The sequence below is a fragment of the Streptomyces sp. NPDC055189 genome, from assembly GCF_053606765.1.
The window spans coordinates 1-25,187 of sequence record NZ_JBSGSG010000047.1; the positions used below are offsets into that span (position 1 = coordinate 1).

Here is a 25,187-nt window from a genome sequence, read left to right on the forward strand (position 1 = left end):
CCCGTCTTCGGGGGGGGTAGGGTGCGGCCCCACATCCACCCGCCACCCCGGGTCGCCCACACGCTGGTCCTGATGCGCTCCGGCCGCGTGCACGCGGCCGGAGCCCCCGCCGACGTCCTCACCGAGCAGAACATCGCCGAGGTCTACGACATCCGCGTCGAGGTCGGCGTCGACCCGCGCACGGGCCGTCTGCGCATCGACCCCATCGGTCGCCACCCCGCCTGACTCAGGGCGCCCACTACTTGCCGGACCCCCCGTGCCTCGAGCGGCGCGGGCGGCCCCTGCCTGAAGCGGCGCATCCGCCGCCGCGACGCGTCGACAGAAAGACGCGTTGCCGGAAAACAAGAAAGAGGAACGTTCATGAACCGTGCCCACCGCCTGGCGGCGTCAGCCTCCACCGGGCTCCTCGTCCTGGCCGCAACGGCCTGCGGCACGACCTCCGTCGACAAGCCCGGGGCCGGCGGCAAGGCCAGCGCCTCGCCCGCGTCGAAGGACTGCGCCAAGGACACCACGACCACCTCGAAGAAGCCGGTCTCCTTCAAGGACGGCGTCGGGCGCACCGTGAAGCTCGACAAGCCCGCCGCACGCATCGCGGTCCTGGAATGGCAGCAGGTCGAGGACGCGCTGACGCTGTGCATCACCCCCACCGCGGTCTCCGACGCGAAGGGATACAGCACCTGGGTCAGCGCCGAGAAGCTGCCCGGCAAGGTGACCGACATCGGCACCCGCGAGGAGCCCGACCTCGACACCCTCTACGCGGCCAAGCCCGACCTCATCGTCGTGGAGGCCTTCAACAAGGACGACGAGACCCTCAAGAAGCTGGAGAAGCGCGGCGTCCCCGTGATGGCCACCCGGGGGGCGAACCCCAAGGACCCGATCGGGAACATGCGCGAGGTGTTCAGCATGATCGGCGAGGCGACGGGCCGCACCGAGCGCGCCGACCAGGTACTGGGGGAGTTCGACGACCACCTCGCGGCGGCGAAGAAGAAGGTCACCGACGCCGACCTGCCCACGAAGGACTTCCTGTTCTTCGACGGCTGGCTGCAGGGAGGCAACCTCACCGTCCGCCCCTACAGCGACGGTGCTCTGTTCACCGAGATCGGCAAGGAACTCGGCATGAAGCCGGCCTGGACCGACAAGGTCAACAAGAACCATGGAGACGGCGGCGTCGACAAGTCCTACGGCCTCGCCCAGACCGACGTCGAGGGACTCACCTCGGTGGGCAACGCCAACCTCTTCTACGCCAACGACGAAGGAGCCGGCGGATACGTCGCCGCGCTGAAGAAGAACCCGATCTGGAAGACCATCCCCGCCGTGAAGGAAGGCCGCGCGCACTCCTTCCCCGCGCGGGTATGGGGCGCCGGCGGTCCGCGCTCCTGCGCGCAGGCGATCGACGCGTACGTCGACGTCCTCGACAAGAAGTGAACACGCCGCGGATAACGGCCCCCGCGGGCAAAGCGCTGCCGCGCCCCGAGCACGGCGGATCTCCCGCCGGGCAAGGCGGTACTCCCGCCGGGCGCGGCAGCGCGCCCGCCGGGGTGGCCGTCCTGGCACTGCTCCTTGTCCTGACCGTCCTGGTGGGCCTGTGGCACCTGACGCAGGGGACATCGGGCGTCGGCTTCGGCGACCTGCTGCGCCACCTCGCCGGGCAGCGCGAGAACACCGGCGGGGCGCCGGTCGGTGAGATCCTCACCGGCTCGCGCCTGCCGCGCCTGTTCGCGGGCGTGGCGGTGGGCTTCGCCCTGGGCTGTGCGGGCGCGCTGCTGCAGTCCGTCACCCACAACGCGCTCGCCTCTCCCGACACCCTCGCGGTCACGGCCGGGTCCTACTTCACGCTCTCGCTCGTCGCGGCCTTCGGCCTGACCGTCCCGCTCTGGGCATCGGGCGCCGTCGCCTTCGCCGGCGGTCTGGCCGCGGCGGCGCTGGTGCTGCTCCTGGCAGGGCGGGCCGCGGGTACCGCGGGCACCCGTCTCATCCTGGCCGGATCGGCGATCGCGCTGGCCCTGGACGCGGCGACCGGGACGCTCCTGATCCTGTTCAACCAGAACACGACCGGTCTCTTCGCTTGGGGCAGCGGTTCGCTCGCCCAGCTGAACATCGACGCGTCGCTGCGCGCCTTCCCGCTCATGGCCGTGGTGCTGTGCGTCGCCCTTGCGCTGTCGCGCAAGCTGGACGTGATGAACCTCGGCGACGACGCCGCGTCCACCCTGGGCGTGCCGATCCGTTCCACCCGGCTGACCGCGGTGCTCTGCGCGGTGCTTCTGACCAGTACCGCGGTGACCCTGGCGGGCCCGATCGGCTTCGTCGGCCTGGGCGCCCCCGTCCTGGCCCGCCTGATCGCGGGACGCGTCCGATCACTGCGCCGCCACCTTCTCCTCGTCCCCGCGGCCGGACTGCTCGGCGCGCTGCTCGTCCTGCTCGCGGACGCGTCGCTGCGCGCGCTCCAGGGCGCGGACGGAGCCGCCGCCATACCCACCGGCGTGCCGACCGCGCTGCTCGGCGCCGTCGTGATCGTGGTCCTCGCGCTGCGCCTGCGCGACACCGGCGCGCTCCGCCAGCCGCCGCACGCACGCATCGCCGCACGCTCACGCCGCGCGTTCCTGTTCGTCGTGCTCGGCGCGGTGATCCTCCTGGCGGTGGCCGCCCTGGTGGCGGTCTTGGCGGGAAGCCTCTGGCTGCGGACGGGTGACCTCGCGCTCTGGGCCCGTGGAGCCGCCCCCGACCTGATCGGCCAGGCGCTCGACGACCGTTTCCCGCGCGTACTCGCCGCGATCCTCGCCGGCGCGGCACTGGGTCTTGCCGGCTGCGCCGTACAGAGCACCGTGCGCAACCCGCTGGCCGAGCCGGGCGTGCTCGGCATCACGGCGGGCGCCGGACTGGGTGCGGCGGCCGTCGCCACCTCGGGCCTGCCCGGCGGACGGCCGCTGCTCATCGCGGTCGCGGTCGCGGCGGGGCTCGCCACGTTCGCGGTCATCGCGCTGCTGTCCTGGCGCGGCGGCTTCCTGCCCGACCGATTCGTCCTGATCGGCATCGGCTGCGGCTACGGGCTGAGCTCCATCACCACCTTCCTCCTGCTGCGCGCCGACCCGTACAACACGCCCCGGATCTTCACCTTCCTCTCCGGCACGACCTACGGGCGCACGCTGCCCGACGTCGTACCGGTCGCGGTGGCCCTGGTGCTCGCGCTCCCCGTGCTCTTTGCCATGCGCGACCGGCTCGACCTGCTCGCCGTCGACGAGGACACCCCGCGCATCGTGGGAATGAGGCCGGTGCGCGTACGCATCGGCGCTCTGACGATCGCCGCGGTGCTGGCGGCGCTCAGCGTGATCGCTGTGGGTGCCGTCGGTTTCGTGGGGCTCGTCGCCCCGCACCTCGCCCGCTCCTTGGTGGGCGCCCGGCACGGCCGCGCGATCCCGGTCGCGATGCTGCTCGGCGCGGTGCTGGTCTGCGTGGCCGACACGCTCGGCCGCACGCTCGTCGCACCGGCCCAGGTGCCGGCGGGCCTGATGATTGCGCTGGTCGGCGGCCCGTACTTCGTGTGGGTGCTGCGGCGCTCCCGCGCCTGACACGGCCGTCAACCCGCGGGCGAAACCCCCGCCCCCTCCGATCGGCCAGGAGCACTGATATGCCGCCCCAGCAGGATCAACAAGAACAACGAGCACAGCAAGACCATCAAGAACAGCAAGAACAGCAGAACCAGCAAGAACAGCAAGAACAGCAGAACCAGCAAGAACAGCAGGAAACGCCCGTGAAGTTCGTCGTCGTCCCGTTCGAGTCCGGCACGCCACCGACTCAGTTGCAGCGGCTCGGACAGCACGAGGTGCCCGAACGCTGGCACACGGTCGGCCGCTCCGCCCACGCCCCGCACATCGTGGCCGTCGAAGGCGACAACGGCACGGACTGGACCGCTGCCGCGCTGGTCACGGCACGCCCGAACACGGCCTACCTGAAGATCGTGGACGCCGTCGGCGATGTGCAGGCAGCCGTCCGGGCCGTCCTGGCCCACGCACGCGGCCAAGGGCTCGCGCAGGTCAAGTGGGAAGGCTGGACGGTGAGTCCGGAGGCCGCCGCTGCCGCCGGCTTCACCCCGCTGCGCCCGCCGCTGACACCGGCGGAGCACTCGGAAGGACCGGACACCGGCTACGTACGCTGGCTGCACGACGCCACGGTGAGCGAACCCCCGTACTATCGGCAGACCACGCACTTCACCTGCGGCGCCGTCACCGCCCTGGTCGCGCAGACCCGGGCGGGGGCGCTGCCGCACCAGGCACTCGACCGCCAGGCCGAACTGACGCTGTGGCGCGAGGCGACCAACTTCCCCGCATGCGAGCCCGTCAGGCTGGGCATTGCCGTGCGCCGGGCCTGGCCGTCGTCCCCCGTCACGGTCCACCTCGATACGGACCGCCCCGTCCTGCTCGACCACTACCCGGACGGCGAGCAGGAGTGGCGCGCCCTGCTCCAGCACGCATCGCGGGCGGACGCCGCGCACATCGGCCTCCCGGTCGACCCGCACCGCCTGTCCCTGACCGCGATCCGCAGCGCGATCGGCCAAGGGGAGCACGTGCTGCTCCTGCTGTCGCTCGCCGGGATGCAGGGCTTCGACGTGCCGCACTGGGTGCTCTGCCATGGCGCCGTACCCGGCGCCATCGTGATCGACGACCCGTGGGCCAACGATGCGACGGGAGACACCTGGCTCGACGCCCACCTGCTGCCCGTCCCCGACCCGTCGCTCGACGCCATGTCCGTCCTCTCGGCAGACCCCTTCCGCGGCGCCGTGACCATCGGCCGCCCGCACCGGAGCGAGGCGGGGTCAGGAGTCGAGCGGGCGGATGGCGTCCATGGCGCGGCGGGTCAGTTCGACGGCGACGAGCGCTGACGCCGTGTCGGTGAGCTGTACCGCGATGCGCCATTCCTTGTTGCCCTGGTCCACGGTGACGGCCTGGTGGCCGACGAGGTCGCGGGCGCGCTCCTCGTCCAGGAGGAGGCTGACGCGGCCGGTGCGGGTGTAGACGTAGGCGCCGCGTCGGACAGGTTCGCGGGTGTGCAGTACCGAGTAGAACGGTTCGTCATTGGCGGGGGCCGGTCCTGCTTCGCGCAGGGCCGGGCTGATGGCGGGGTCGGCGAGTAGTCGGCGCGTGTACGCGTCGACTGCCACCGATGGGGTGGGGCGGGCGTGCTCGTCAGCCCAGATCAGACGCATGATGTCGGCGGTCAGGGCCGGTTCAAGGTGCTGCAACGGGGGTCCTTTCGCATAAGCGGGCTCTCGCCGGTCGGCGGGGGAGGCGGCGATGCCGCCGGTCGCGCCGTTGCCTCGCAGGTGGTCAAGTGCGGCCCGCGCGATGAGTTCGGTATCCGTGGATCTGGCTCAGCCATTCTTCACTGAGCGGTACTCAAGGACCGCTACTTCACTATTTGTTGGGTATCGTCGCCGGCCGCAGCTGTCACGGCAGGGCGCTCTCTCGCGACGGCTGAACGAGTCGGCCTGCGTCAACTGTGGCTGTGAACAGGGGATTCAACCGGGAGACCGAGGGCACATGCAACTCCATGCCCCGTCACAGAGGCCCGTCCCTTCCCTTCGCGATCCTTGCGGTGGTCTGCATCGTTTTGGGCACCGCGCTGCTGGTCGCAGGGCGTGGAGGCGTGTGGACCTATGTGGCCGCCGCGGCGTTTGGTGTGGGAGGGCGCTCTTTGCTGACGAACAGGTGCGGTCACCCGCCTTCCCGTCCGTGAGCCAGGCATGCCGGGCGTGGGCCAGAACGCGCCAATTCCCGTGCCCCGGCGCGCCGCACTGCTGCGGCGCGAGGTGCGTGGGAGTCGTGAAGAGTCTGCGCATGATTCTTGGGATTCGGTCACGGGAGAGGAAAACTCGGAGGGCTCACTCGGCGCCTTCGAACAGGTCGGGCGCCGACCCATGCGATGGGAGACCGATCAACGATGTTCACTCTGGTACGGAGCAGAGTGCGGACCGCCGCGCTCGCGCTCTCGGCCGTCGCGGCGCTCGCCTTCGGCGCGACCGCCACGACCGGCGCAGCAGCGGCCCCCGTTCCCGCCCCCACCCCCGCTCTCGCGAAGCAGGGACCGACCTCGGTGGCGTACGTCGAGGTGAACAACAACAGCATGCTGAACGTCGGCAAGTACACCCTCGCCAACGGAGGCGGCAACGCCTTCGACGTCGCCGTGATCTTCGCGGCGAACATCAACTACGACGCGGGCAAGAAGGAGGCGTACCTGCACTTCAACGAGAACGTGCAGCGGGTTCTCGACAACGCCGACACCCAGATACGGCCGCTGCAGCAGAAGGGCATCAAGGTCGTCCTCTCGGTGCTCGGCAACCACCAGGGTGCGGGCTTCGCGAACTTCCCCTCCCAGCAAGCGGCTTCGGCGTTCGCGAAGCAGATGTCGGACACCGTGACCAAGTACGGCCTCGACGGCATCGACTTCGACGACGAGTACGCCGAGTACGGCAACAACGGCACCGGCCAGCCCAACGCCAGCTCGTTCGTGCACCTGGTGACGGCACTGCGCGCGAACATGCCGGACAAGATCATCAGCCTCTACAACATCGGCCCGGCCGCGACGCGTCTCTCCTACGGAGGTGTCGACGTCTCGTCCAAGTTCGACTACGCCTGGAACCCGTACTACGGCACCTGGCAGGTCCCCGGCATCGCACTGCCCAAGTCGAAGCTCTCGCCGGCGGCCGTCGAGATCGGCCGGACCTCGCAGAGCACGGTCTCCAGCTTCGCCCGCCGCACCGTCAGTGAGGGATACGGCGTCTACCTCACGTACAACCTCGACGGCGCCGACCGCAGCGCCGATGTCTCCGCGTTCACCAGGGAGCTGTACGGCAGTGCAGCCGTTTACAAGCCGTAAGGCGATCGCACGCCCCCGTGCGCGGTGCTTTCTCGGGGCTCGCCCCGTCCCGTCGGGCTGAAATCCGTGCAGGCCGCGCTCTCGACAACGATGTCGAGAGCGCGGTGGGGTCGGTCCAAGGCTTCCGCGTGCCGCCGTGAGGCAGGAGGCAAGGTCGGGAAAACTGGCCGCTGTAGAGGGGGAGTTGACGAGCCCCCGGACCGGTCGCAGCCTTGGGCAGGCTGTGGGACAGGAGGCACCGAAATGCGCATCCCCGGACCCGAGCACCAGGAAGACGGCGGGCTGAGCGCCGTTGCGGCCGCAGGAGGGCTGCACCGATACCAGCTGCGTCTGCACGAAGCGCACGGACCCGTCGTGCGCTTCCAACTGCCGGGCGCGGACACGGCCGTGTCGGTCGCCGATCCCGTCCTCCTGGAAGCAACGGCACACATCGACAAGCGGCCCGAGGAACTGTTTGCGTTCCTGGACCCGCTGTGCGAAGCGGGCAATCTGCAGGTGCTGCCCGCCGACGAGCACACCCCCTGGCGCCGCCTGCTGCTCTCGGTGCTCGCCGGACGCCCGTCCCACGAGCGGCACTTCGCGCGCTTCGCCGAGCTGGCGCAAGAGCTCGCGGACCGCTGGGCCGCACAGCCCGGCGGTGAACCCGTCGAACTGCAGAAGGAGTTGACCGCGCTGTCGCTCCGGATGATCTGCGGGTTCGCGCTCGGCGGCGCGGAAACCGACACCGGCCGGGTCGTCGACGCATTCGAGGAGGTGCTCACCGAGCACCTCGGGCGGCTCTACCAGGTGCCGCGACCCGACCCGCGCTCGGCGGAGCGGGCCGACGCGGCCCTGGCCTACCTGCGCGCGACGGTCGACCGCGTGGTGGCGGCGCACCGCCCGGGCGGGCGCACCGACCGCAGCGACCTGATCGGGGCGCTCGTCGAGGCCGGCCAGAGCCCGGCGCGCATCCGGGACACCGTGATGGTGACGCTGCTGGCCGCCCACCACACCACCGGCGTCGCCGTCTCCTGGACGCTGCACCTGCTGGGCCGCCACCCCGAGGCGGCCGATCGCGTCGCCGCCGAACTGGACCAGGTCCTGGGCGAACGCGCCACGCCCGGCTACGGCGACCTGCGGCGGCTCACGTATCTGGACAGGGTGCTCAAGGAGTCGATGCGCCTGTTCCCGCCCGGCCCCTACGGCGCACGCGAGACAACCGAGGACCTGGTGCTTGGCCCGTACGAGATCCCGGCCGGGACGACGGTGTTCTATCCGTTCTGGGCGGTGCACCTGAACCCTGAGTACTGGCCCGAGCCGGAGCGGTTCGACCCCGAGCGGTTCACGCCCGAGGAGGAGGCCAAACGTCCGCGCCTCGCGTACATCCCCTTCGGGATCGGACCGCGCAGCTGCGAGGGCGCCGCTCTGGCCACGGTCGAGGCCCAGCTCGTCCTTGCCGTCCTCCTCAAGCGGCTGCGCTTTCGGCCCGCGCCGGGGCACGAAGTGACGCCGGTGGAACGGTTCGTGCTGTGGGCGCGGGACGGGATCCGGATGACGGTGCGGCCACGGGAACACTAGGCGGGGAAGCCGCGGGACGGGGCGTGGCGGCTGCGACCGGGCGCGGCAAAAAACGGGTGCCGTGTGCCGGGCGGCCCGTCAGGATGAGGAACATGACTGGTGAGACGCACGTGGAAAGCGGGCCGGGCGGGGGAGCGGCGGGGCGTCCGCTTGCCCTGGTCACGGGGGCGGGGCGGTCGGCGGGGATTGCGTCGTCCGTGGCGCTGGATCTGGCCCGGTCCGGTTGGGACGTGGCCTTCACCTACTGGACGCCGTACGACGCGCGCATGCAGTGGGGCAGGGAGCCGGGTGCGTCCGGCGAGCTGCAGAAGAAGCTGACGTCGCACGGGGCGAGGACGCTTGCGGTCGAGGCGGATCTGAGTGACCCGGCGGTGCCGGCTCGGCTCTTCGAGGGCGTCGAGCGTGAGCTGGGCAACGTCACCGCGCTGGTTCTCTGCCATTGCGAGTCGGTCGACTCCGGCCTCTTTGACACCAGCGTGGAAAGCTTCGACCTGCACTACGCGGTCAATGCGCGGGCCACCTGGCTGCTGATCCGGGAGTACGGGCTGCGGTTTCGCGGACAGCACGGCAGCGGACGCATCGTCAGCCTGACCAGCGACGACACTGCAGGAAACCTTCCCTACGGGGCGAGCAAGGGAGCGATGGACCGGATCACGCTGGCCGCCGCACGCGAGCTTGCCCAGCTGGGAGTGACCTGCAACGCGATCAATCCCGGACCGACCGACACCGGATGGATGACCGAGGAGCAGAAGGCGGACATGATCCGCCTCACGCCCCTGGGGCGCCTCGGTGCACCGCGCGACTGCGCGCATCTCGTCTCGTTCCTCTGCTCGGCGCAGGGCGGCTGGGTCAACGGCCAGCTGCTCCAGAGCAACGGCGGGATCGGGTAGGCAGGCGCGCGGGAGGGCGCGCGGACGTTCCCGGCAGGCGACGCCGGCGGCGGTGACCCGGTAAGGACGGCTGCCGTGAGGCGGCGGACGGTGTGGGCCGCGGGTGTCATCGGCTCCTCTTTCGGGGGTAGTTGAACGGCATGTTGTGGGTGAAGGTGGTTGCCGTGTGGCTCGTCGGGGGGCTGCTGTGGGGAGTGCTGATGCGGTTCGCGGCCGGCCTCGCGTGGCCGACGGCGATGGTCGCCGGGCTGTTGTGGGGTGTCGTGTCAGGGCTTGCGTTCTGTGTGTGGATGCGTCGCCGGATGCGTACGGGCCGGGTCTAGCGGGGTCTGGAGGGCGTGTCCGCGTCCACGGTGCGGAAAGCAGACTCGCGGCCCGGGCGCCCGCCGGGATCGAGTCGCACCGGAGCGCCGAGACGCAGGGCGCTGTCGATGAGGGGGACGTGGCTGAAGGCCTGGGGGAAGTTTCCTACCTGGCGCTTGCGGCGGGGGTCCCATTCCTCGGCGAGGAGACCGAGGTCGTTGCGGATGCCGAGGAGTTTTTCGAAGAGCGCGCGGGCCTCGTCGGTGCGGCCGATCAGTGCCAGGTCGTCGGCGAGCCAGAAGGAGCAGGCCAGGAAGGCGCCCTCATCGCCGGGGAGACCGTCGACGCCGGTGTCCCCGCCGGAGGTCGGATAGCGCAGGACGAAGCCGTCGGGCGTGAGCAGTTCGCGCTGGATGGCCTCGATGGTGCCGATCACGCGCTTGTCGTCGGGTGGCAGAAAGCCGACCTGGGGGATTAGGAGCAGGGCGGCGTCCAGCTCCGCGGAGCCGTAGGACTGGGTGAAGGTGTTGCGGTCGGCGTCATAGCCGTGTGTGCAGACGTCCTGGTGGATGTCCTCGCGCAGCGTGCGCCAGCGATCCAGGGGGCCGTCCAGGGAGGTGGTCTCCAGGAGTTTGACGGTGCGGTCGACGGCGACCCAGGCCATGACCTTGGAGTGGACGAAGTGGCGGCGCGCACCGCGGATTTCCCAGATGCCCTCGTCCGGTTCGCGCCAGTGCTGCTCCAAGTAGCTGATCAGGCGCAGTTGGAGCAGGTCGGCGTAGTGGTTTTGGGGCAGGCCCGACCGCTGGGCGAGGTGGAGGGTTTCGACGGCCTCGCCGTAGACGTCGAGTTGGAGCTGGGTGGCGGCGCCGTTGCCCACGCGGACCGGGGTGGAGTGCTCGTAGCCGGGCAGCCAGGGGAGCTGGGTTTCGGTGAGCTCCCGTTCGCCGGCTATGCCGTACATGATCTGGAGATTTTCGGAGTCGCCGGCGACCGCGCGCAGCAGCCAGTCGCGCCAGGCGCGGGCCTCCTCGCGGTATCCGGTGCGCAGGAGCGAGGAGAGGGTGATGGCGGCGTCGCGCAGCCAGGTGTAGCGGTAGTCCCAGTTGCGTACGCCGCCGATGTCCTCGGGCAGCGAGGTGGTGGGGGCGGCGACGATGCCGCCGGTGGGGGCGTACGTCAGTGCTTTGAGGGTGATCAGGGAGCGGATCACGGCCTCGCGGTAGGGGCCGTGGTAGGTGCAGTGCGCGATCCAGTCGCTCCAGAAGGCTTCGGTGGCGGTGAGGGCGGCTTCGGTGTCCGTGTGCTGCGGCGGGGGCAGGTGGGAGGGCTGCCAGGTCAGTGCGAAGGCGGTGCGTTCGCCTGCGGCGATGGTGAAGTCGGCGCAGGTGGTCAGGTCTTGGCCGTAGCTCCCGGGCTCGCCGTCCAGCCAGACCGAGTCGGGTCCGGCCACCGCCGCGGTCCGGCTGCCGTGTGCGTCGTCCACGCGGTGCACCCAGGGCACGATGCGTCCGTAGGAGAAGCGCAGGCGCAAGGCGGAGCGCATCCGAACGCGGCCGGTGATTCCCTCGACGACGCGGATCACGGTGGGGCTGCCGGGGCTCTCGCCGAGGTGGCGCGGGGGCATGAAGTCGATGACCCGGACGGACCCGTGGGGGGTGTCCCATTCCTGTTCGAGGATGAGGGAGTCGCCGCGATAGCGGCGGCGGTCCGCGGGCGGGGCCGGGTCCGCGCCGGGGTGGTGGTCGCCGTGCCCGGCGGTGGGCACCGAGCCGGCGGGGGCGATCCGCCAGAAGCCGTGGTCGTCGGTGCCGAGCAGCCCGGCGAGGACGGCCGGGGAGTCGAAGCGGGGCAGGCACAGCCAGTCGACGGCGCCGTCCCGGCCGACCAGTGCGGCGGTCTGCATGTCGCCGATCAGCGCGTAGTCCTCGATGCGGGCTGCCATGTGGTGCTCCAGTTCGCGGGGGTCGTACGGGGGAGGCAAGCGGGATCGGGGCGGGGCCTGGTGCCCCGCAGTGGCGTGCGGGACGGCATGCGGGCCGCTAGCGCACGCTTTTGATCGGCAGCACGGCGAGTGCGCCGAGTATGGACGCCAGGACGGCGGCGGCGAAGAGCGCCACGTAGTTCGGCCCGTTGTCCCCGATCGTCAGCAGCAGCGTGGCCAGGCCGGGAACCAGGAGGGCGGGCAGCTGGTAGGAGAGCGCGATGACGGCCAGACCGGTTCCGGCGTTGGCGGAGTCGGGCAGGAGCTCGGTCATCATGGCGACGTCGACGGAGACGAACGCTCCCTGCCCCATCCCGGCCAGGGCGATGCCCGCCGTGAAAGTGGTCAGGTCGGTGGCGCAGAGGCTGACGAGGAGCCCGACGGCGGTGAACAGGGCCGAACACCACACGATGGTCTTGCGCCTGCCGGTGCGATCGGAGACCCAGCCGAAGACCAGGGTGGTGACGATGCTGGAGACGAAGAAGGCGCCCAGGACGGTGCCCTGCGCCGAGGGGGCGTCCGCGGAGGCGATGCCGAGCCGGTCGGTGAGGAAGTAGAGCAGATAGGTGATCACGGTGAACAGCGACATGGTGACGAGCAGCCGGCAGATCCACGCCCAGGCGAAGTCCTTGTGCCGCAGCGGATTGATCCAGTAACTGCGCAGCAGGCTCTGCCAGTCCACGGGCGCGGATTCGGTGCGCACGATGTCTTTGAGTACCAGGACGACGCCGATACTGGCGCCGAGCGCGATCGCGGCCGGTATCCCGAACCAGTACAGCGGATTGCCGGGCAGCGCCCCCACCAGCGAACTGCCGATGACGGGTGCGATGCCGGTGCTGAGCCCGAAGGTCGCTGCGACGCGGGCGCGGATCCTGGCCGGGATCTGGTCGGAGAGCAGCGCGTTGAGCGCCATGCTGGTGGAGGCGAATCCGGCCTGGCTGAGTACCCAGCCGGTGATGACGACGGTGACGTTGGGCGCCAGTGCCAGCACGAGCATGCCCGCGGTGCCCAGCAGGGAGCCGCCGAGGATGAAGGGCCGCCGGATGCCGGCGCGGGCGGTGGAGGCGTCGCTGAAGTGCCCCAGCGGCGCTGTGATCAGAACGACCAGTACGCCTCCCAGGGCGACGGTCAGGGAGAGCATCTGGGTCTTGTGTGCGGGGTCCAGTTCCGACAGGCGCAGCGGGATGCTGACCGCCGGCGCGGAGACGGCGGCGAGTGCGACACCGAAGTAGGCGAACACGAACAGCGGCAGGAACAGCGGGTGCTGCGGCCGGCCCGGGAACGCCGCCGGACCGGCGTGGTGAGCCTGCTCCGTGAGTGGGGACATCGTCGTCCTTCTGCTTGGCGGGTGGCTCGGGTCAGTCGTGCAGGGTGCGCAGCGCCGTGGCGATGGCCGCCTGCGCCGTGCGTGCGGTCAGGGAGGCCTTCTCGTACAGGCCGCCGTCGTGGGTCAGGCCCACCAGCCGCAGCGCCGCCACGGGGACCCCGGCCGCGGCGAGGGCGGCTGCGTAGGCTTCGCCGTCGCCGCGGAACGGGTCGCATTCGGCGGTGATGATGCAGGCGGGCGGCAGGTCGTGCAGATCCTCGGCGAGCAGCGGTGAGACGTAGGGGGAGCGTCGCTCCTCGGCCCACGGGACGTAGTCGGCGATCATGCGTTCCAGATCCGCCCACTGCTCGTCGGTGAGTTCGATGGCGTCGCGGTGGATGTGCGTGAGGGTCAGGTCGAGGCCGGGGACCTCGAGGATCTGCAGGGCCAGCGGGTGCCGGGCGCGGTCGCGGTTCACGAGGGTCAGCGCGGCCACCAGGTTGGCGCCCGCGGACTGGCCCGAGAGCGCGATGCGCCCGGGGTCGATTCCCAGCGCGCCGGCCTCGCGCACCAGCCACTCCAGTGCGGCGTAGCCCTGTTCCAGCGCGGTGGGGTGGGGGTGCTCCGGGGCGAGGGCGTAGGAGATCGCCGCGACGACGATGTTCGCCTCGGACGCCCGCACCGCGCAGTGGGTGGCGACGCTGGGGTGGTGGATGCCGCCCTGGCGCCAGCCGCCGCCGAAGAAGTGCAGACAGACCGGCAGGCCGAGGCCGGGGGCGGGCTCCTGCGGGTAGTAGAGGCGCACGAGTACGTCCGGCCGGCCCTCGACCGCCACCACGTGCTCGCGCACCGGCAGTTGGGGCCCGCTGGCTCCCAGGCGGGGGTAGACCGCCTGCTCGAATTCGAAGGCGGCCTTGCGCCGCTCCCGGGGGTCATTGGTCGCCGGCGGGGCGGGCACGCCGAGTTCGGTGAGGGCGCGGATCAGGTGGGCGTCGATGGGCATGGAGTGTCTCCGGTCAGGAAAGGGGGCTCAGGGGCCGGTGGGCCCGGCTGCGCAGGAAGTCGGTGACGCGGCTTTGCCAGGCACGGGCGGTCGCCGATGTCCTGGTGATCGACGTGGAGCCGTGCAGGTGCCCGGGGGCCCGCCAGGTCTGGACCGGCACCCCGGCTGCGGCGAGCCGGTCGGCGTAGCGCTCGCCGCTGTCGCGCAGCGGGTCGAACTCGGCGGTGAGGACCAGGGCGGGCGGTAGCCCTGCCAGGTCGGTGATGTCGGCGGGCGCCGTCCACCGGCCGTCCGGGCGGGCCCCGTTCAGGTAGGCGGAGCGGGTGTCGGACAGGTCCCCGAAGTCGGACAGGGCGCCGGCCTGGTGGTAGGAGGCGTCCTGGTCGATGTGCAGGCTCGCTCCGGGGACCTCGAGGACCTGGTGATCCAGCCGCAGGCCGCTGTCACGGGCGTGTGCGGCGACGAGACCGGCGAGGTTGCCGCCGGCGGAGATGCCGCCGATCCCGATCCGGTCGGTTCTGATGCCCAGGCCGGGTGCGGCGTCGATGAGCCAGTGCAGGGCGTCCAGGCAGTCCTCGAGCCCGGCGGGGAAGGGGTGTTCGGGGGCGAGGCGGTACTCCGCGGCGAAGATGGCGACGCGGCCGGCCGCCGCCCGGTGGCGCAGCAGCCGGTCGTTGACCACTTCGCGCACGCTGCCCAGGACGAAGCCGCCGCCGTGCAGGGACAGGTGCGCGAGCTGCGGTGGTTCCTCGCCCGGCGGCCGGTAGCGCAGGACGGTGATCTCTCCGGCTCGTGTCGGCACGCGGTACTCGCTCACCTCGCATCGGGGGTCGCCGGGCAGCGTGAACCGGGCGGCGAGTGCGTCGGAGAGCCGGTGGGCCGCCCTGCGGCGCCGGGCCGGGTCGGGCGAGTGCAGCTGGGGAAGTCCGCCCGCGATCTCACCGACGGCATCGAGCCAGTCCACTACGGCCGGCTCGCAGCCCGCGATGCGGGCGAGGTCTGGAACATTTACCATCAAACCTCCATCGAAGTGCTTCGACGAAACACTTTAAACATGGCTTGACGGCACGGTCAACCACCGGATGACGGGCGCGGGCCCGGTTCGGATAGGGTGCTGACGTGGGGAGTTCGGACGTGACGATCTATCAGGTGGCCAAGGCCGCAGGCGTGAGCATCTCGACGGTCTCGCTCGCGCTGAACCACCCGGACCGGGTCAGCCCGAAGACGCGCGACCGGGTCATCGAGGTCGCCGGCGAGCTGGGCTACCGGGCCGGCGCCACGGTCTCCGAGCGCGCCCGGAAGCGCAGCGGCCGCATCGCGGTCCTTGCGCCCTTCAGCAGCTACGAGACCTACCGGACCCGTCTGGTCGGCGTCCTGGAGACCTTCGGCCCCCACGGTGTCGAAGTGGTGGTGCACGACACGCCGCCGGCCACCGAGTCCCCCACGCCGCTGCTCGAGACCCTGCCGGTACGCGGCGACGTCGACGGACTGCTGATCATGGGGGTGCCGCTCGGCCGGGAGGGCGCCGACCGCCTGCGCCGCTGGGGACCGCCCACCGTCCTTGTCGATGCGGCGAACCCGGAGTTCACCAGCGTCACCTTCGACGACGAGCAGGCAGGCCACCTGGTGGCCACCCACCTGCTCGGCCGTGGCCACCGGCGCCTGGCGTACCTGCACGAGCCCTACCGCTCGCAGGGCCTTCCCTCGGCCGGTCTGCAGCGGCTGGAGGGAATCGCCCGCGCGCTGCGCGAGGCGGGCGAGGAGCCCGGCATCGAGGACATCGCGCTCACGGGCAACGACGCACGAGCGGCCCGCGCGCAGGCCGCCGACTTCGTCCGCCGTGCCGAGCGGCCGACGGCCGTCATCGCCCACCACGACGTCCTGGCGGCAGGCTTCCTGGCGGGACTGCGCGCCGCCGGGACCCGGGTGCCCGACGAGGCCGCCGTGGCGGGCTTCGACGACGGGACGCTCGCGGACACCGTGGGCCTGACCACCATCCGCCAGCCGTTCGCCGAGTCCGGCCGCCGTGCCGCCGAACTGCTGCGCTCCCTGATCGAGAATCCGCGGCAGAGCCCCGTGCGCACGCTCCTCGTCCCGCAACTGATCACCAGGGAGAGCACCTGACGGGGGAGTCCAGGAGCACCTGACCGGGGAGCCTGACGGGGGAGGTCAGCGCCCGCTGTAGTCCCTCCACGTGCCCGGCCGTTCGTCCTGGCCGGGACCGGGCCGGCTGTAGTCGCACACGCCCCCGGGGAAGGCCTTGCGGAGCCGTGCCTGCTGGGCGTCGGTGAAGCGCACGCGGTAGTCGCCGAAGTCCACCGGCTTCAGGGCGCACTTGAGCGGACTCTGGTCCAGCGGCGCCCCGGCCCGCAGCCGCGGGTTGGCGCCGATGGGGTACTGATCCGCGCACGGTCCGCTGGCCGGATACGTCAGCCGGGCGTTGATCCGCTTGGCCGGGGTCAGGTAGCAGGCGTCGGCGAGACCGGCGGGTTTGCCGGCCATGACCTTCGCCTGCTTGCTGCGCGAGGACGTGTCGGCCGCGACGTTCGTCAGCCAGCGGTCCATCGACGTCAGCACATAGGCGTCCGCGGTCTGCTGCTCGCCCAGCGCCAGCTGGCTTTCGATGATCACGTGGTTGGCCGACGTCCCGTTGGCCGCCTGCAGCCGCGCCCGCGTCACGTAGGACCAGTGAGCGGTATGGACATCGAGCGGCACCCGGTCGGAGTAGAGGCGGTGGTCGATGATCGGCGTGCTGCGCAGCCCCAGCCGCATGCTGTTGAGCAGGTCGCCGCGGTAGGCGGCCTTCAGCGCCCGCGGGTCCGCCTGGGCACGCCGGGCCACCGGCGTGCCCGCCGCGTCGTATCCGCCGATCTTCGAGTTCAGCTCGACGAACTGGGCCGGACTGATCTTCTTGCTGTTGAGCGCCGTGAGGCCGTACTGCACTCCGACGTTGTCCAGGACGCTGCGCACGAAGCCGTTCTTCGGGTCGCGGCCGAACTGGTTGGCGTAGGCCTCCGTCATCGTGCACTTGACCCCGCCGGGATTGGCGGTGGCGTGCCACCGCGCGGTGAGGGGGATCGACTGATCGCAGCGCTTGGTGGCGGTGCGGATGTCGATGTTCTCCGCGCCGACGCAGCTGCCGTACTCCAGCATCCCGGTGACCGCATCACGCTGCTCGGCGCTGAAGGAGCTGCCCGCCCCGGCGAAGTGACGTACGAGCAGTTTGCAGTCGCTGGCCATGCTCTTCTCCAGCGTGAAGCCGTCCGGGAAGCCGGCGATGGGGATGATCCCGTCCAGGATCCCCGGATAGGAATCGGCCATGGTGTACTGCTGGATGGCGCCTCCGGACCCGCCCCAGCCGATCGTGTGCCTGACCGGTCCGTAGGTCTCGACGAAGTGCTCCTTGACCATCATCGCCGTCTCCGCGGAGAGCGGGATGCTGCAGTTGGTCTCCAGGACGTTGAGCGTGGAGGAGACGACCGCGAACCCCCGTGACAGGAAGGTGTCGTTGACCACCCCTCCGGTCTGCGCCCCCTGGTGGTGGCCGCCCGAACAGCCGCCCCCGAAGGTGTAGACGAGCCTGCCGTTCCAGCTCTTCGTCCGCCGAAGGGGCGAGGGATCGGAGCCGTCGTACAGGGCGGCGGTCTCGTAGACCGCACGGTTGAGGGTGCCCGTCTCGATGCGGACGATGTAGGGCACCTTGCGTCCGCCCACGGTCGCCGTGGCGAGGTCGAGCGGGCGGTGGTCGGGGTCGGCCAGCGGCAGGAACGTGCCCAGTTTGCTGCGGTACTTGTAGCTGACCTTGGTGGGCGCCGAGCAGTCCGGCTGCTTGGCCGGGGCCAGTCCGAAGGCGGTCGTCTCGCAGTAGAACGGCACGGCCCGCGGACCGGAGAAGACGGGGCCGGTGGCGCGGTGGTTGGTGAGGGTGCGGGCCGATGTGCGTCCGCCGGCTTCGGCGGTGATGCGGTTCTTGCCGTCCTTCAGGCCGGTCACCCGGCCGAGCAGGGTGCCGTCGGGCTGGCGCCGGAAGCCGTCGGCCGGGGTGCCGTTCGCCTCCACTCGGACCGGCTGGTGGTGGTCCGTCGTCGTGATGCGCACGAGCGCGTCCCCGCCGGTGACCTGGCCCCGGTCGGGCGCTGTCGCGAGGGCGATCGCCGGTGGCGGCTCGTCCGCCGCCGAGGCTCCCTGCCCCGGCGGCAGCACCGTGGCTGCCATGACGGCGCAGGTCAGGAGCGCGGCGCGCTGGATTCTGCGGTGCATGCGTGTCCCATCTGATCAGGAACATGACAGCGGCTCGCCTGTTCTCTGATCCGGATCGTTCCCGGTGGCCTTCACAGACTCTGTTGAAGGCTAATGAAAATTAACTTAGCTAGGCGGGGGTGGTTGCGGTCAAGATGCGTGCAGGGATGGTTGCATTGATGTGTGCAGCGATGTGTGCGGGATCTGCCGCCTGCCATGTGGGCATCATGTGGGGATCCGGCGTTAACTTGTGAACGTCGCGGGGTGGCTCGCGCCGAGCGACGGGGTGCGGGTCCGTGCCGGTCCGGCCCGCATTCCAACCCTGGCAGGAGTTAATCCGAAGTAGCCTGCAGGGGTGAGTACGCAGAAAACCAGACGCCCTGCCGACCGCAAAGCGCAGATCCTGCGCGCCGCCGCGGCCCAGTTCCACGAGCGCGGGTTCCACGAGGTGGGCCTCGGGGACATCGCGGGCGCGGTCGGCATCTCGGCGCCGGCGCTCTACCGGCACTTCCGGGGCAAGCGCGACCTGCTTGCGGCGGTGGTCGCCGACGGGTTCGCGGTGATGGACGCAGCCGTGCGCGACGCCGCCACCCTGGATGACGCGGTGCGCTCCATGGCCGAGCTGTCCGTGGAGCGCCGGGAGCTGGGCGTGCTGTGGCAGCGCGAGGTCCGGCATCTGGACGAGCCGGTGCGCGGAGAGACGCGCCAGCGCTTCCGTGACCTGGTCGCCCGGCTCGAGGGGCTGCTCGGGGACCGGCGCGCCGAGCTGAGCGCGACCGACGCCGACCTGCTGGTGTGGTCGATGGTCGCCGTCCTGGGCAGTCCCTCCCATGCGCGGATCGCGGTCTCCGAAGGGCGGCTCGCCGCGCTGCTGGAGCAGATGTCGCACACGGTGCTCGCCGCGCGACTGCCGACACCTTCCGGGGTGCCGGTGCCCCGCGGCGCCGCACCGTCGGCCGACCGGGTGGCCGCCTCGCGGCGGGAGTCCCTGGTGAGCGCCGCGACCCGGTTCTTCGGGCAGCAGGGATTCCACGAGGCGCGCCTGGAGGAGATCGGCGCCGCGGCCGGGATCGCGGGCCCGAGCGTGTACAAGCACTTCGCCAGCAAGAGCGATCTGCTCTACGCCGCGCTCAACCGCGGAGCCCAGGCGCTGCAGCTGGCCCTGGCCGAGGCCATGGCATCCGCCGACGATCCCCGGCAGGTCCTGACGGCGCTCCTGCGCGCCTATGTCGGCCTGGTCCAGACGCACACCGACCTCTTCGCGGCCCTGGTGACCGAGGTCATCCACCTGCCCGACGACCAGCGCCACGACGTACGGCGCACCCAGCGCGACCACGTCCTTGAGTGGGAGCACCTGCTGGGCCAGTGCCGCCCCGACCTGCCCCGATCCGAGCGCCAGGTGCGGGTGCGCGCGGTGCTCGGACTGGTCAACGACGTCCTGCGCACCGAACACCTGCGGAGCCGGCCCGCACTCGCGCAGGGCCTGGTCGTCCTGGGCGAGAGCCTCCTGCTGCCCGGCGACTGACCTCCTTCCTCCTCGCGGCGCTTCCCTTGACAGCGCCGCCCCATGCCGTCATAAGTTAATCACGATTAGCCAATCGGAACGGCGAAGGGGAGCAGTCTGTGGACGTCGAGGCACGCCTGACAACAGGCAGGATCCGAGGCCGGGCAGCCGACGGGTACGCGGTGTTCCGCAACATCCCCTTCGCCCGGCCCCCGGTCGGTGACCTGCGCTTCGCGGCCCCGCAGCCGCCGCTTGCGTGGGACGGGGTACGGGACGGCACCCGCAGCGGCCCCGGCTGCCCGCAGCCCGCGCTGCCCGGTCCCGACCCCATGGCCCGGCTGCACAACCCGGCCGCGACCGGCGACGACTGCCTCACCCTGGAGGTCTGGACTCCCGACCCGGGCCCCTTTCCCGCCGGCCTGCCGGTCATGGTGTGGATCCACGGCGGCGGCTACGCCTTCGGCGCCGGATCCGCACCCGGCTACGAGGGCTCGGCCTTCGCCCGGGACGGCGTGGTCTACGTATCCATCAACTACCGGCTGAACGTCGAGGGCTTCCTGCCCGTCGCCGACCGCCCCGCCAACCTGGGCCTGCGCGACCAGGTGGCCGCACTGACCTGGGTGCGCGAGAACATCGCCGCGTTCGGCGGAAACCCCGACGACGTCACCGTCTTCGGCCAGTCCGCCGGTGCGGTGAGCGTCATGAACCTGCTCGCGATGCCCTCCGCCCGGGGGCTCTTCCGCCGCGCCATCGCCCAGAGCGGCGTCTGCATGACCGATGTGCCGCGCACGCAGGCCCACGAAGTCACCGACCGGCTGGCCCGGCTCTTGGGCGTGCCCGCCACGGTCGAAGGCTTCCAGAGCGTGGATCAGGCCGCGACGCAGGAGGCGGTGCTCCAACTGGCCCTGGAATACAACGAACCGCGGCATTGGGGCGCGCAGTCGTTCCTCGTCAGCCCCTTCCGCACGGTGATCGACGAGGAAACCCTCCCGCAGGACGTCCTCACCGCCCTGGCAGAAGGAGCCTCCGCGGACGTCGAGGTGCTCGCCGGAACCACCCGCGACGAGACCATCAGCTTCCTGGCCCAGCGCGGCCAACTCGACCGCCTCCACGAGGGCTTCGCGGACCAGGCACTGAAGACCTTCGGACTGGCCCGCGACGATCTCGCCGTCTACGACCAGGCCTCACGGCCCGGCGCCTCCCTGCACGAACTCGTGCAGGCCGCCTGGACCGACTGGGCCATCCGCATCCCCACGCTGCGCCTTCTGGAAGCCCACCAAGGCCCTCACTGGGCCTACGAATTCACCTGGCAGAGCCCGGCGCTGCCGCCGGGCAGCGGCGCCGCCCACACGCTCGAGGTGCCCTTCGTCCACGACAACCTGGCCGCCGTCCCGGCCGAGAGCGGCCTGCTCGGCAAGGAACCGCCGCACCACCTGGCCACCGTCATGCACCAGGCCTGGACCGCGTTCGCCCACGGCCGCGGCCCGGGCTGGAACGGCTATGACACCACGCGCCGCGTGACCATGCGCTTCGACGCCGACAGCGGCCCCGTCGACGACCTGGCGGGCGCCGAGCGGCAACTGTGGCACGGCATCCGATGAGCACCCTCGCCCCGCCGCCCGGGACGGCACGTCCCGCTGCCGGGCACCCCGGCCGGCGAACACGCCGAGGCGGGCGCCCGGGCACCCGCCCCGCCCCCGCCGCACCGATCATCGGCACCGGCGGCACCGCGCACCCTGCGCCCGCCGCCGTGCCGGCCGACCTCTCCGCATGCGCCATCGCGCCCGCCCCGGGCGTGCGCTGACGACACACGAAAGGGGCACCATGTTTCTCACCCAGCCCTTGCACCGCATGCTCCAGCAGACCCCTGACGCCCCGCTCACCGTCTACCAGGACCGCACCCGCACCGTGCGCGCATCGGCGCACCGCATTTCCTGTCTGGCGGGGGCACTCCAGGCCCTGCATGCCGCTCCGGGCGACCGGGTCGCGATCCTCGCGCACAACTCCGACCGCTACCACGAAACCCTGCTGGCGACGTGGTGGGCGGGCGCCGCCGTCGTCCCGGTGAACATCCGATGGAGCGCACAGGAGATCAGCTTCTCGCTGCATGACTGCGACGCGCGCATCCTGTTCGTCGACGACACCTTCGCCGGCCTGGTCGCCGCACTGGACAAGGCGCCGGCCACCGTCGTGCACTGCGGCGAGGGACCGACACCGCCCGGCATGCTCGCCTACGAGGACCTCATCGAGGCCACCGCACCCGCCGACGACGTGTGCCGCGGGGGTGCGGACCTGGCGGGCGTCTTCTACACCGGCGGCACATCCGGCACGCCCAAGGGCGTCATGCTCACCCACACCAACATGATGCTGTCCGCCATGGGCAGCCAGGTCACCGCCCGGCTCGCCACGCCGGGCGGGCGCCTGCTGCACTCGGCGCCGATGTTCCACCTCGCCGACCTCGCCATGTGGGTCACGCAGAACCTCGTCGGCGGATGCCACGTCATCCTGCCCGGCTTCGAGGCGGGCGCCGTACTGGAGGCGATCCAGGCGCACCGGCCCACCTCCGCGCTGCTGGTGCCCACCATGATCCAGGCCCTCGTCGACCACCCCGGCCTGGGCGAACACGACCTGTCCAGCATGTGTTCCATCGTCTACGGTGCTTCCCCGATCCCCGAACCCGTCCTGAAACGCGCCATGGACGCCTTCCCCGACGTCGCGTTCAGCCAGGCCTACGGGATGACCGAAGCCGCCCCCATGGCCACCCTGCTCACCGGCGAGGACCACCGGGCGGGCCGACGGCTGCGCTCGGCGGGCCGGGCTGCCGCACACTGCGAAGTGAAGATCATCGACCCTGGCGGGAACGAGGTCCCGCGCGGCACCGTCGGCGAGATCGCCCTGCGGGGCGGCCACATCATGCGCGGCTACTGGGGGAGACCCGAGGAAACAGCCGGGGTCCTGCGCGAGGGCTGGCTGCACACCGGCGACGGCGCCTACATGGACGACGACGGCTACCTCTTCGTCGTCGACCGGCTCAAAGACATGATCATCACCGGGGGCGAGAACGTCTACTCGGCCGAGGTGGAGAACGCCATCGCCCAGCACCCGGCCGTCGCCGCCTGCGCCGTGATCGGCCTGCCCGACCAGGAGTGGGGAGAACGCGTCCACGCCGTCCTGGTCCTGCGCGAGGGCCACACCCTCACCGCGGACGAGATCCGCCGGCACACCAAGTCCCTCATCGCCGGCTACAAGGCGCCCCGCAGCGTCGAGTTCACCGACGCCCTGCCGCTGTCCCCGGCCGGAAAGATCCTCAAGCGCGAACTGCGCACCCCGCACTGGCGCCACAGCGACCGCTCGGTCCACTGACCCCGCGCACCCCACCACCCTGCACTTTCCGCACACCGCACCTTCTGCGCACCGCACCTTCCGCACACCACTTGGACGGAACAGCACATGACTGCAACGGCACGTGTCACCGGCGTGGGAATGATCCCCTTCACCACCCCCAGCAAGAGCGAGCCCTACGACGTCATGGCCGAGCGCGCCGCACGCGCGGCCCTCGCCGATGCGGGACTCGACTACCGCCACATCCAGCAGGCCTACGTCGGCTACGTGTACGGCGATTCGACGGCCGGACAGCGGGCGCTCTACCCCCTGGGCGAGAGCGGCATCCCCATCGTCAACGTCAACAACAACTGCGCCACCGGATCGACGGCCCTCTGGCTGGCCCGCCAGGCCGTGGCGAGCGGCGCCGCGGACTGCGTGCTCGCCCTGGGCTTCGAACAGATGCGGCCCGGCGCCCTGAGCACCGTATGGCCCGACCGCCCCCAGCCGCTGGCCCGCTTCGAGGACACCGCCGCCGCGGTACAGGGACCCAGCACCGCACCGGCGGCAGCACAGCTGTTCGGCGGCGCCGGCGCCGCCTACGCCGAACGGCACGGCCTGGCCCCCGACACCTTCGCCCGCATCGCGGTCAAGGCCCGCGCCCATGCCGCACACAACCCCGACGCCGTCTTCCGCACCCCCGTCAGCGTCGAGGAAGTCCTTGCCGCCCCGGCCATCTACGGACCGCTGACCCGCCTGCAGTGCTGCCCGCCCACCTGCGGCGCCGCCGCCGCAGTGATCACCAGTGAGCACTTCGCCCGCGCCCACGGCCTGGACTCCTCCATCACCATCGCCGCCCAGGCCATGACGACCGACACCCCCGACACGTTCGCCGAGCAGGACCTCATGAAGCTGGTCGGCTACGGCATGACCCGAGCAGCCGCCGCGCAGGTCTACGAGCAGGCCGCCGTCGACCCCCTGGACCTGCCGGTCGTCGAACTCCACGACTGCTTCACCACCAACGAACTGATCACCTACGAGGCGCTGGGCCTGACGCCCGAAGGCACCGCCGAGAAGTTCATCGCCGACGGCGACAACACCTACGGCGGACGCGTGGTCACCAACCCCTCGGGCGGACTGCTCTCCAAGGGGCACCCCCTGGGCGCCACCGGCCTGGCCCAGTGCACCGAACTGGTCCGCCAGCTGCGCGGCACGGCCGGCGCCCGCCAGGTGGAGGGAGCCCGACTCGCCCTGCAGCACAACATCGGCCTGGGCGGCGCGGCCGTCGTCACCCTCTACGCGAAGGCGGACGCCAAGTGAGCCTGCCCGCCACCGCGATCGGCACCCAACTGCCCCCCGTCACCATGACCGTCGAACGCGGCCGGCTGCAGCTGTTCGCCCGGGCCATCGGCGAGGACAACCCCCTCTACACCGACCCCGCCGCCGCACGCGAGGCAGGACACCCCGACCTGCCCGTACCGCCCACCTTCCTGTTCGGCATCGAACTGCAACAGCCCGACCCCTTCGCCTACCTCAGCGCCCACGGCATCGACATGCTGCAAGTCCTGCACGGGGAACAGGAATTCACCTACCACTCCACCGCACACGCCGGAGACACCCTCACCGCCCGCTCGACCATCGTCGACGTGCGCAGCAAGAACGGCGGCGCACTGGACCTGCTCACCAAGGACACCACCGTGACCCGCGCCGACGGCACCCGCGTCGCCGACCTGCGCACCATCACCGTCGTACGAAACGAGGTCCCCGCGCCGTGATCCCCGTAACCGTGGGCACCGAACTCCCGCCCCTGCGCCTGCCGGAGATCTCCCGCACCACGCTCGCCCTCTTCGCCGGCGCCTCCGGCGACCACAACCGCATCCACATCGACATCGACGCCGCCTGCGAGGCCGGACTCGACGACGTCTTCGCCCACGGCATGCTCTCGATGGCCTACCTCGGCCGGCTCCTGACCGGCTGGGCCGACCAGTCCGCCATCCGCCGCTTCGCCGTCCGCTTCACGGCGATCACTCCGGTGCACGCCGCGCCCACCTGCCACGGCCGGGTCACCGCCATCGACGACATCGACGGAGAGCGCGTGGCGACCCTCGCCGTCACCGTCACCCTCGCCGACGGCACCACCACCCTGCGCGGCGAGGCAGCCGTGGCCCTGCCCGACGCCTAGCCAGACCCCACCCAACAGAGGAGCCACC

Annotated in this window: 20 protein-coding genes and 1 pseudogene; 15 read left to right on the plus strand and 6 right to left on the minus strand. The window is 71.3% G+C overall.

From position 1 onward, the window contains the following. The 4 genes and pseudogenes from ACWFR3_RS28065 to ACWFR3_RS28080 form a co-directional block, all read left to right on the plus strand. Window positions 1-225, plus strand: a pseudogene (locus tag ACWFR3_RS28065) (hypothetical protein); the annotation flags it as partial. 135 nt (window positions 226-360) lie between these two features. Continuing rightward, the gene (locus ACWFR3_RS28070; protein WP_453737422.1) at window positions 361-1,425 is read left to right on the plus strand and encodes an iron-siderophore ABC transporter substrate-binding protein; all 1,065 of its coding nucleotides are present in this window, start codon (window positions 361-363) and stop codon (window positions 1,423-1,425) included. A 35-nt stretch (window positions 1,426-1,460) separates the two neighbouring features. Further along, window positions 1,461-3,566 (plus strand): iron ABC transporter permease, encoded by a 2,106-nt coding sequence (locus ACWFR3_RS28075; protein WP_453737474.1) that lies wholly within the window; start codon window positions 1,461-1,463, stop codon window positions 3,564-3,566. Between the two features lie 182 nt (window positions 3,567-3,748). Further along, on the plus strand, window positions 3,749-4,876 hold the full coding sequence (locus ACWFR3_RS28080; RefSeq protein ID WP_453737423.1) for a peptidase C39 family protein: 1,128 nt from the start codon (window positions 3,749-3,751) through the stop codon (window positions 4,874-4,876). Here the strand turns inward: ACWFR3_RS28080 and ACWFR3_RS28085 are convergent. Next, on the minus strand, window positions 4,811-5,236 hold the full coding sequence (locus ACWFR3_RS28085) for a hypothetical protein (RefSeq protein WP_453737424.1): 426 nt from the start codon (window positions 5,234-5,236) through the stop codon (window positions 4,811-4,813). The genes ACWFR3_RS28080 and ACWFR3_RS28085 overlap by 66 nt on opposite strands. Window positions 5,237-5,934: 698 nt before the next feature. On the opposite strand from ACWFR3_RS28085, the gene ACWFR3_RS28090 reads away from it, so the two are divergent. From ACWFR3_RS28090 to ACWFR3_RS28105, 4 genes are all read left to right on the plus strand, one after another. Then, window positions 5,935-6,870: an endo-beta-N-acetylglucosaminidase H gene (locus ACWFR3_RS28090; protein ID WP_453737425.1), complete on the plus strand. Its 936-nt coding sequence runs from the start codon at window positions 5,935-5,937 to the stop codon at window positions 6,868-6,870. A 243-nt stretch (window positions 6,871-7,113) separates the two neighbouring features. Beyond that, window positions 7,114-8,427 carry a cytochrome P450 gene (locus ACWFR3_RS28095; RefSeq protein ID WP_453737426.1) on the plus strand — a complete coding sequence of 438 codons (1,314 nt, stop codon included), beginning with the start codon at window positions 7,114-7,116 and terminating at the stop codon, window positions 8,425-8,427. 92 nt (window positions 8,428-8,519) lie between these two features. Further along, window positions 8,520-9,317, plus strand: coding sequence for an SDR family oxidoreductase (locus ACWFR3_RS28100; RefSeq protein ID WP_453737427.1), 798 nt, complete (start codon window positions 8,520-8,522; stop codon window positions 9,315-9,317). A 164-nt stretch (window positions 9,318-9,481) separates the two neighbouring features. Further along, entirely contained in the window at window positions 9,482-9,640 is a 159-nt protein-coding gene (locus tag ACWFR3_RS28105; RefSeq protein WP_453737428.1) for a hypothetical protein, read from the plus strand. On the opposite strand, the gene ACWFR3_RS28110 is transcribed toward ACWFR3_RS28105, so the two are convergent. The 4 genes from ACWFR3_RS28110 to ACWFR3_RS28125 all read right to left on the minus strand — a co-directional run bounded on the left by ACWFR3_RS28110 (window position 9,637) and on the right by ACWFR3_RS28125 (window position 14,928). Next, window positions 9,637-11,565, minus strand: coding sequence for a glycoside hydrolase family 15 protein (locus tag ACWFR3_RS28110; protein ID WP_453737429.1), 1,929 nt, complete (start codon window positions 11,563-11,565; stop codon window positions 9,637-9,639). The two genes, ACWFR3_RS28105 and ACWFR3_RS28110, sit on opposite strands and share 4 nt — an antisense overlap. Before the next feature lie 97 nt (window positions 11,566-11,662). Continuing rightward, window positions 11,663-12,931, minus strand: coding sequence for an MFS transporter (locus tag ACWFR3_RS28115; protein ID WP_453737430.1), 1,269 nt, complete (start codon window positions 12,929-12,931; stop codon window positions 11,663-11,665). 31 nt (window positions 12,932-12,962) lie between these two features. Further along, window positions 12,963-13,913, minus strand: a complete 951-nt coding sequence (locus tag ACWFR3_RS28120) for an alpha/beta hydrolase (protein WP_453737431.1) — start codon at window positions 13,911-13,913, stop codon at window positions 12,963-12,965. A gap of 13 nt (window positions 13,914-13,926) precedes the next feature. After that, a complete protein-coding gene (locus ACWFR3_RS28125; RefSeq protein WP_453737432.1) occupies window positions 13,927-14,928 on the minus strand; it encodes an alpha/beta hydrolase in 1,002 nt (333 codons plus the stop codon). A gap of 119 nt (window positions 14,929-15,047) precedes the next feature. Between ACWFR3_RS28125 and ACWFR3_RS28130 the strand changes: the two genes are divergently transcribed. Further along, window positions 15,048-16,037 (plus strand): LacI family DNA-binding transcriptional regulator, encoded by a 990-nt coding sequence (locus ACWFR3_RS28130; RefSeq protein WP_453737433.1) that lies wholly within the window; start codon window positions 15,048-15,050, stop codon window positions 16,035-16,037. A 45-nt stretch (window positions 16,038-16,082) separates the two neighbouring features. Here the strand turns inward: ACWFR3_RS28130 and ACWFR3_RS28135 are convergent, their stop codons facing one another. Beyond that, window positions 16,083-18,173 (minus strand): DUF6351 family protein, encoded by a 2,091-nt coding sequence (locus ACWFR3_RS28135; protein WP_453737434.1) that lies wholly within the window; start codon window positions 18,171-18,173, stop codon window positions 16,083-16,085. Between the two features lie 334 nt (window positions 18,174-18,507). Between ACWFR3_RS28135 and ACWFR3_RS28140 the strand changes: the two genes are divergently transcribed. The 6 genes from ACWFR3_RS28140 to ACWFR3_RS28165 all read left to right on the plus strand — a co-directional run bounded on the left by ACWFR3_RS28140 (window position 18,508) and on the right by ACWFR3_RS28165 (window position 25,159). Continuing rightward, entirely contained in the window at window positions 18,508-19,677 is a 1,170-nt protein-coding gene (locus ACWFR3_RS28140; protein ID WP_453737435.1) for a TetR/AcrR family transcriptional regulator, read from the plus strand. Between the two features lie 98 nt (window positions 19,678-19,775). Continuing rightward, window positions 19,776-21,257, plus strand: a complete 1,482-nt coding sequence (locus ACWFR3_RS28145) for a carboxylesterase/lipase family protein (RefSeq protein ID WP_453737436.1) — start codon at window positions 19,776-19,778, stop codon at window positions 21,255-21,257. 223 nt (window positions 21,258-21,480) lie between these two features. Then, window positions 21,481-23,019: an acyl-CoA synthetase gene (locus ACWFR3_RS28150; protein ID WP_453737437.1), complete on the plus strand. Its 1,539-nt coding sequence runs from the start codon at window positions 21,481-21,483 to the stop codon at window positions 23,017-23,019. Between the two features lie 87 nt (window positions 23,020-23,106). After that, a complete protein-coding gene (locus tag ACWFR3_RS28155; RefSeq protein WP_453737438.1) occupies window positions 23,107-24,297 on the plus strand; it encodes a lipid-transfer protein in 1,191 nt (396 codons plus the stop codon). Continuing rightward, complete coding sequence (locus ACWFR3_RS28160) at window positions 24,294-24,752, plus strand: MaoC family dehydratase N-terminal domain-containing protein (RefSeq protein ID WP_453737439.1); 459 nt, start codon at window positions 24,294-24,296, stop codon at window positions 24,750-24,752. Before ACWFR3_RS28155 ends, ACWFR3_RS28160 begins: the two co-directional genes overlap by 4 nt. Beyond that, entirely contained in the window at window positions 24,749-25,159 is a 411-nt protein-coding gene (locus ACWFR3_RS28165) for a MaoC/PaaZ C-terminal domain-containing protein (protein WP_453737440.1), read from the plus strand. Before ACWFR3_RS28160 ends, ACWFR3_RS28165 begins: the two co-directional genes overlap by 4 nt. Window positions 25,160-25,187 lie beyond the last annotated feature (28 nt).

Excerpts from the sequence above, each read along its gene's own strand:
- ACWFR3_RS28115 (WP_453737430.1), bottom strand. The coding sequence starts at position 12,931 with ATGTCCCCACTCACGGAGCAGGCTCACCACGCCGGTCCGGCGGCGTTC.
- ACWFR3_RS28120 (WP_453737431.1), bottom strand. The coding sequence starts at position 13,913 with ATGCCCATCGACGCCCACCTGATCCGCGCCCTCACCGAACTCGGCGTG.
- ACWFR3_RS28135 (WP_453737434.1), bottom strand. The coding sequence starts at position 18,173 with ATGCACCGCAGAATCCAGCGCGCCGCGCTCCTGACCTGCGCCGTCATG.
- ACWFR3_RS28155 (WP_453737438.1), top strand. The coding sequence starts at position 23,107 with ATGACTGCAACGGCACGTGTCACCGGCGTGGGAATGATCCCCTTCACC.
- ACWFR3_RS28095 (WP_453737426.1), top strand. The coding sequence starts at position 7,114 with ATGCGCATCCCCGGACCCGAGCACCAGGAAGACGGCGGGCTGAGCGCC.
- ACWFR3_RS28100 (WP_453737427.1), top strand. The coding sequence starts at position 8,520 with ATGACTGGTGAGACGCACGTGGAAAGCGGGCCGGGCGGGGGAGCGGCG.
- ACWFR3_RS28070 (WP_453737422.1), top strand. The coding sequence starts at position 361 with ATGAACCGTGCCCACCGCCTGGCGGCGTCAGCCTCCACCGGGCTCCTC.
- ACWFR3_RS28125 (WP_453737432.1), bottom strand. The coding sequence starts at position 14,928 with ATGGTAAATGTTCCAGACCTCGCCCGCATCGCGGGCTGCGAGCCGGCC.
- ACWFR3_RS28090 (WP_453737425.1), top strand. The coding sequence starts at position 5,935 with ATGTTCACTCTGGTACGGAGCAGAGTGCGGACCGCCGCGCTCGCGCTC.
- ACWFR3_RS28150 (WP_453737437.1), top strand. The coding sequence starts at position 21,481 with ATGTTTCTCACCCAGCCCTTGCACCGCATGCTCCAGCAGACCCCTGAC.
- ACWFR3_RS28110 (WP_453737429.1), bottom strand. The coding sequence starts at position 11,565 with ATGGCAGCCCGCATCGAGGACTACGCGCTGATCGGCGACATGCAGACC.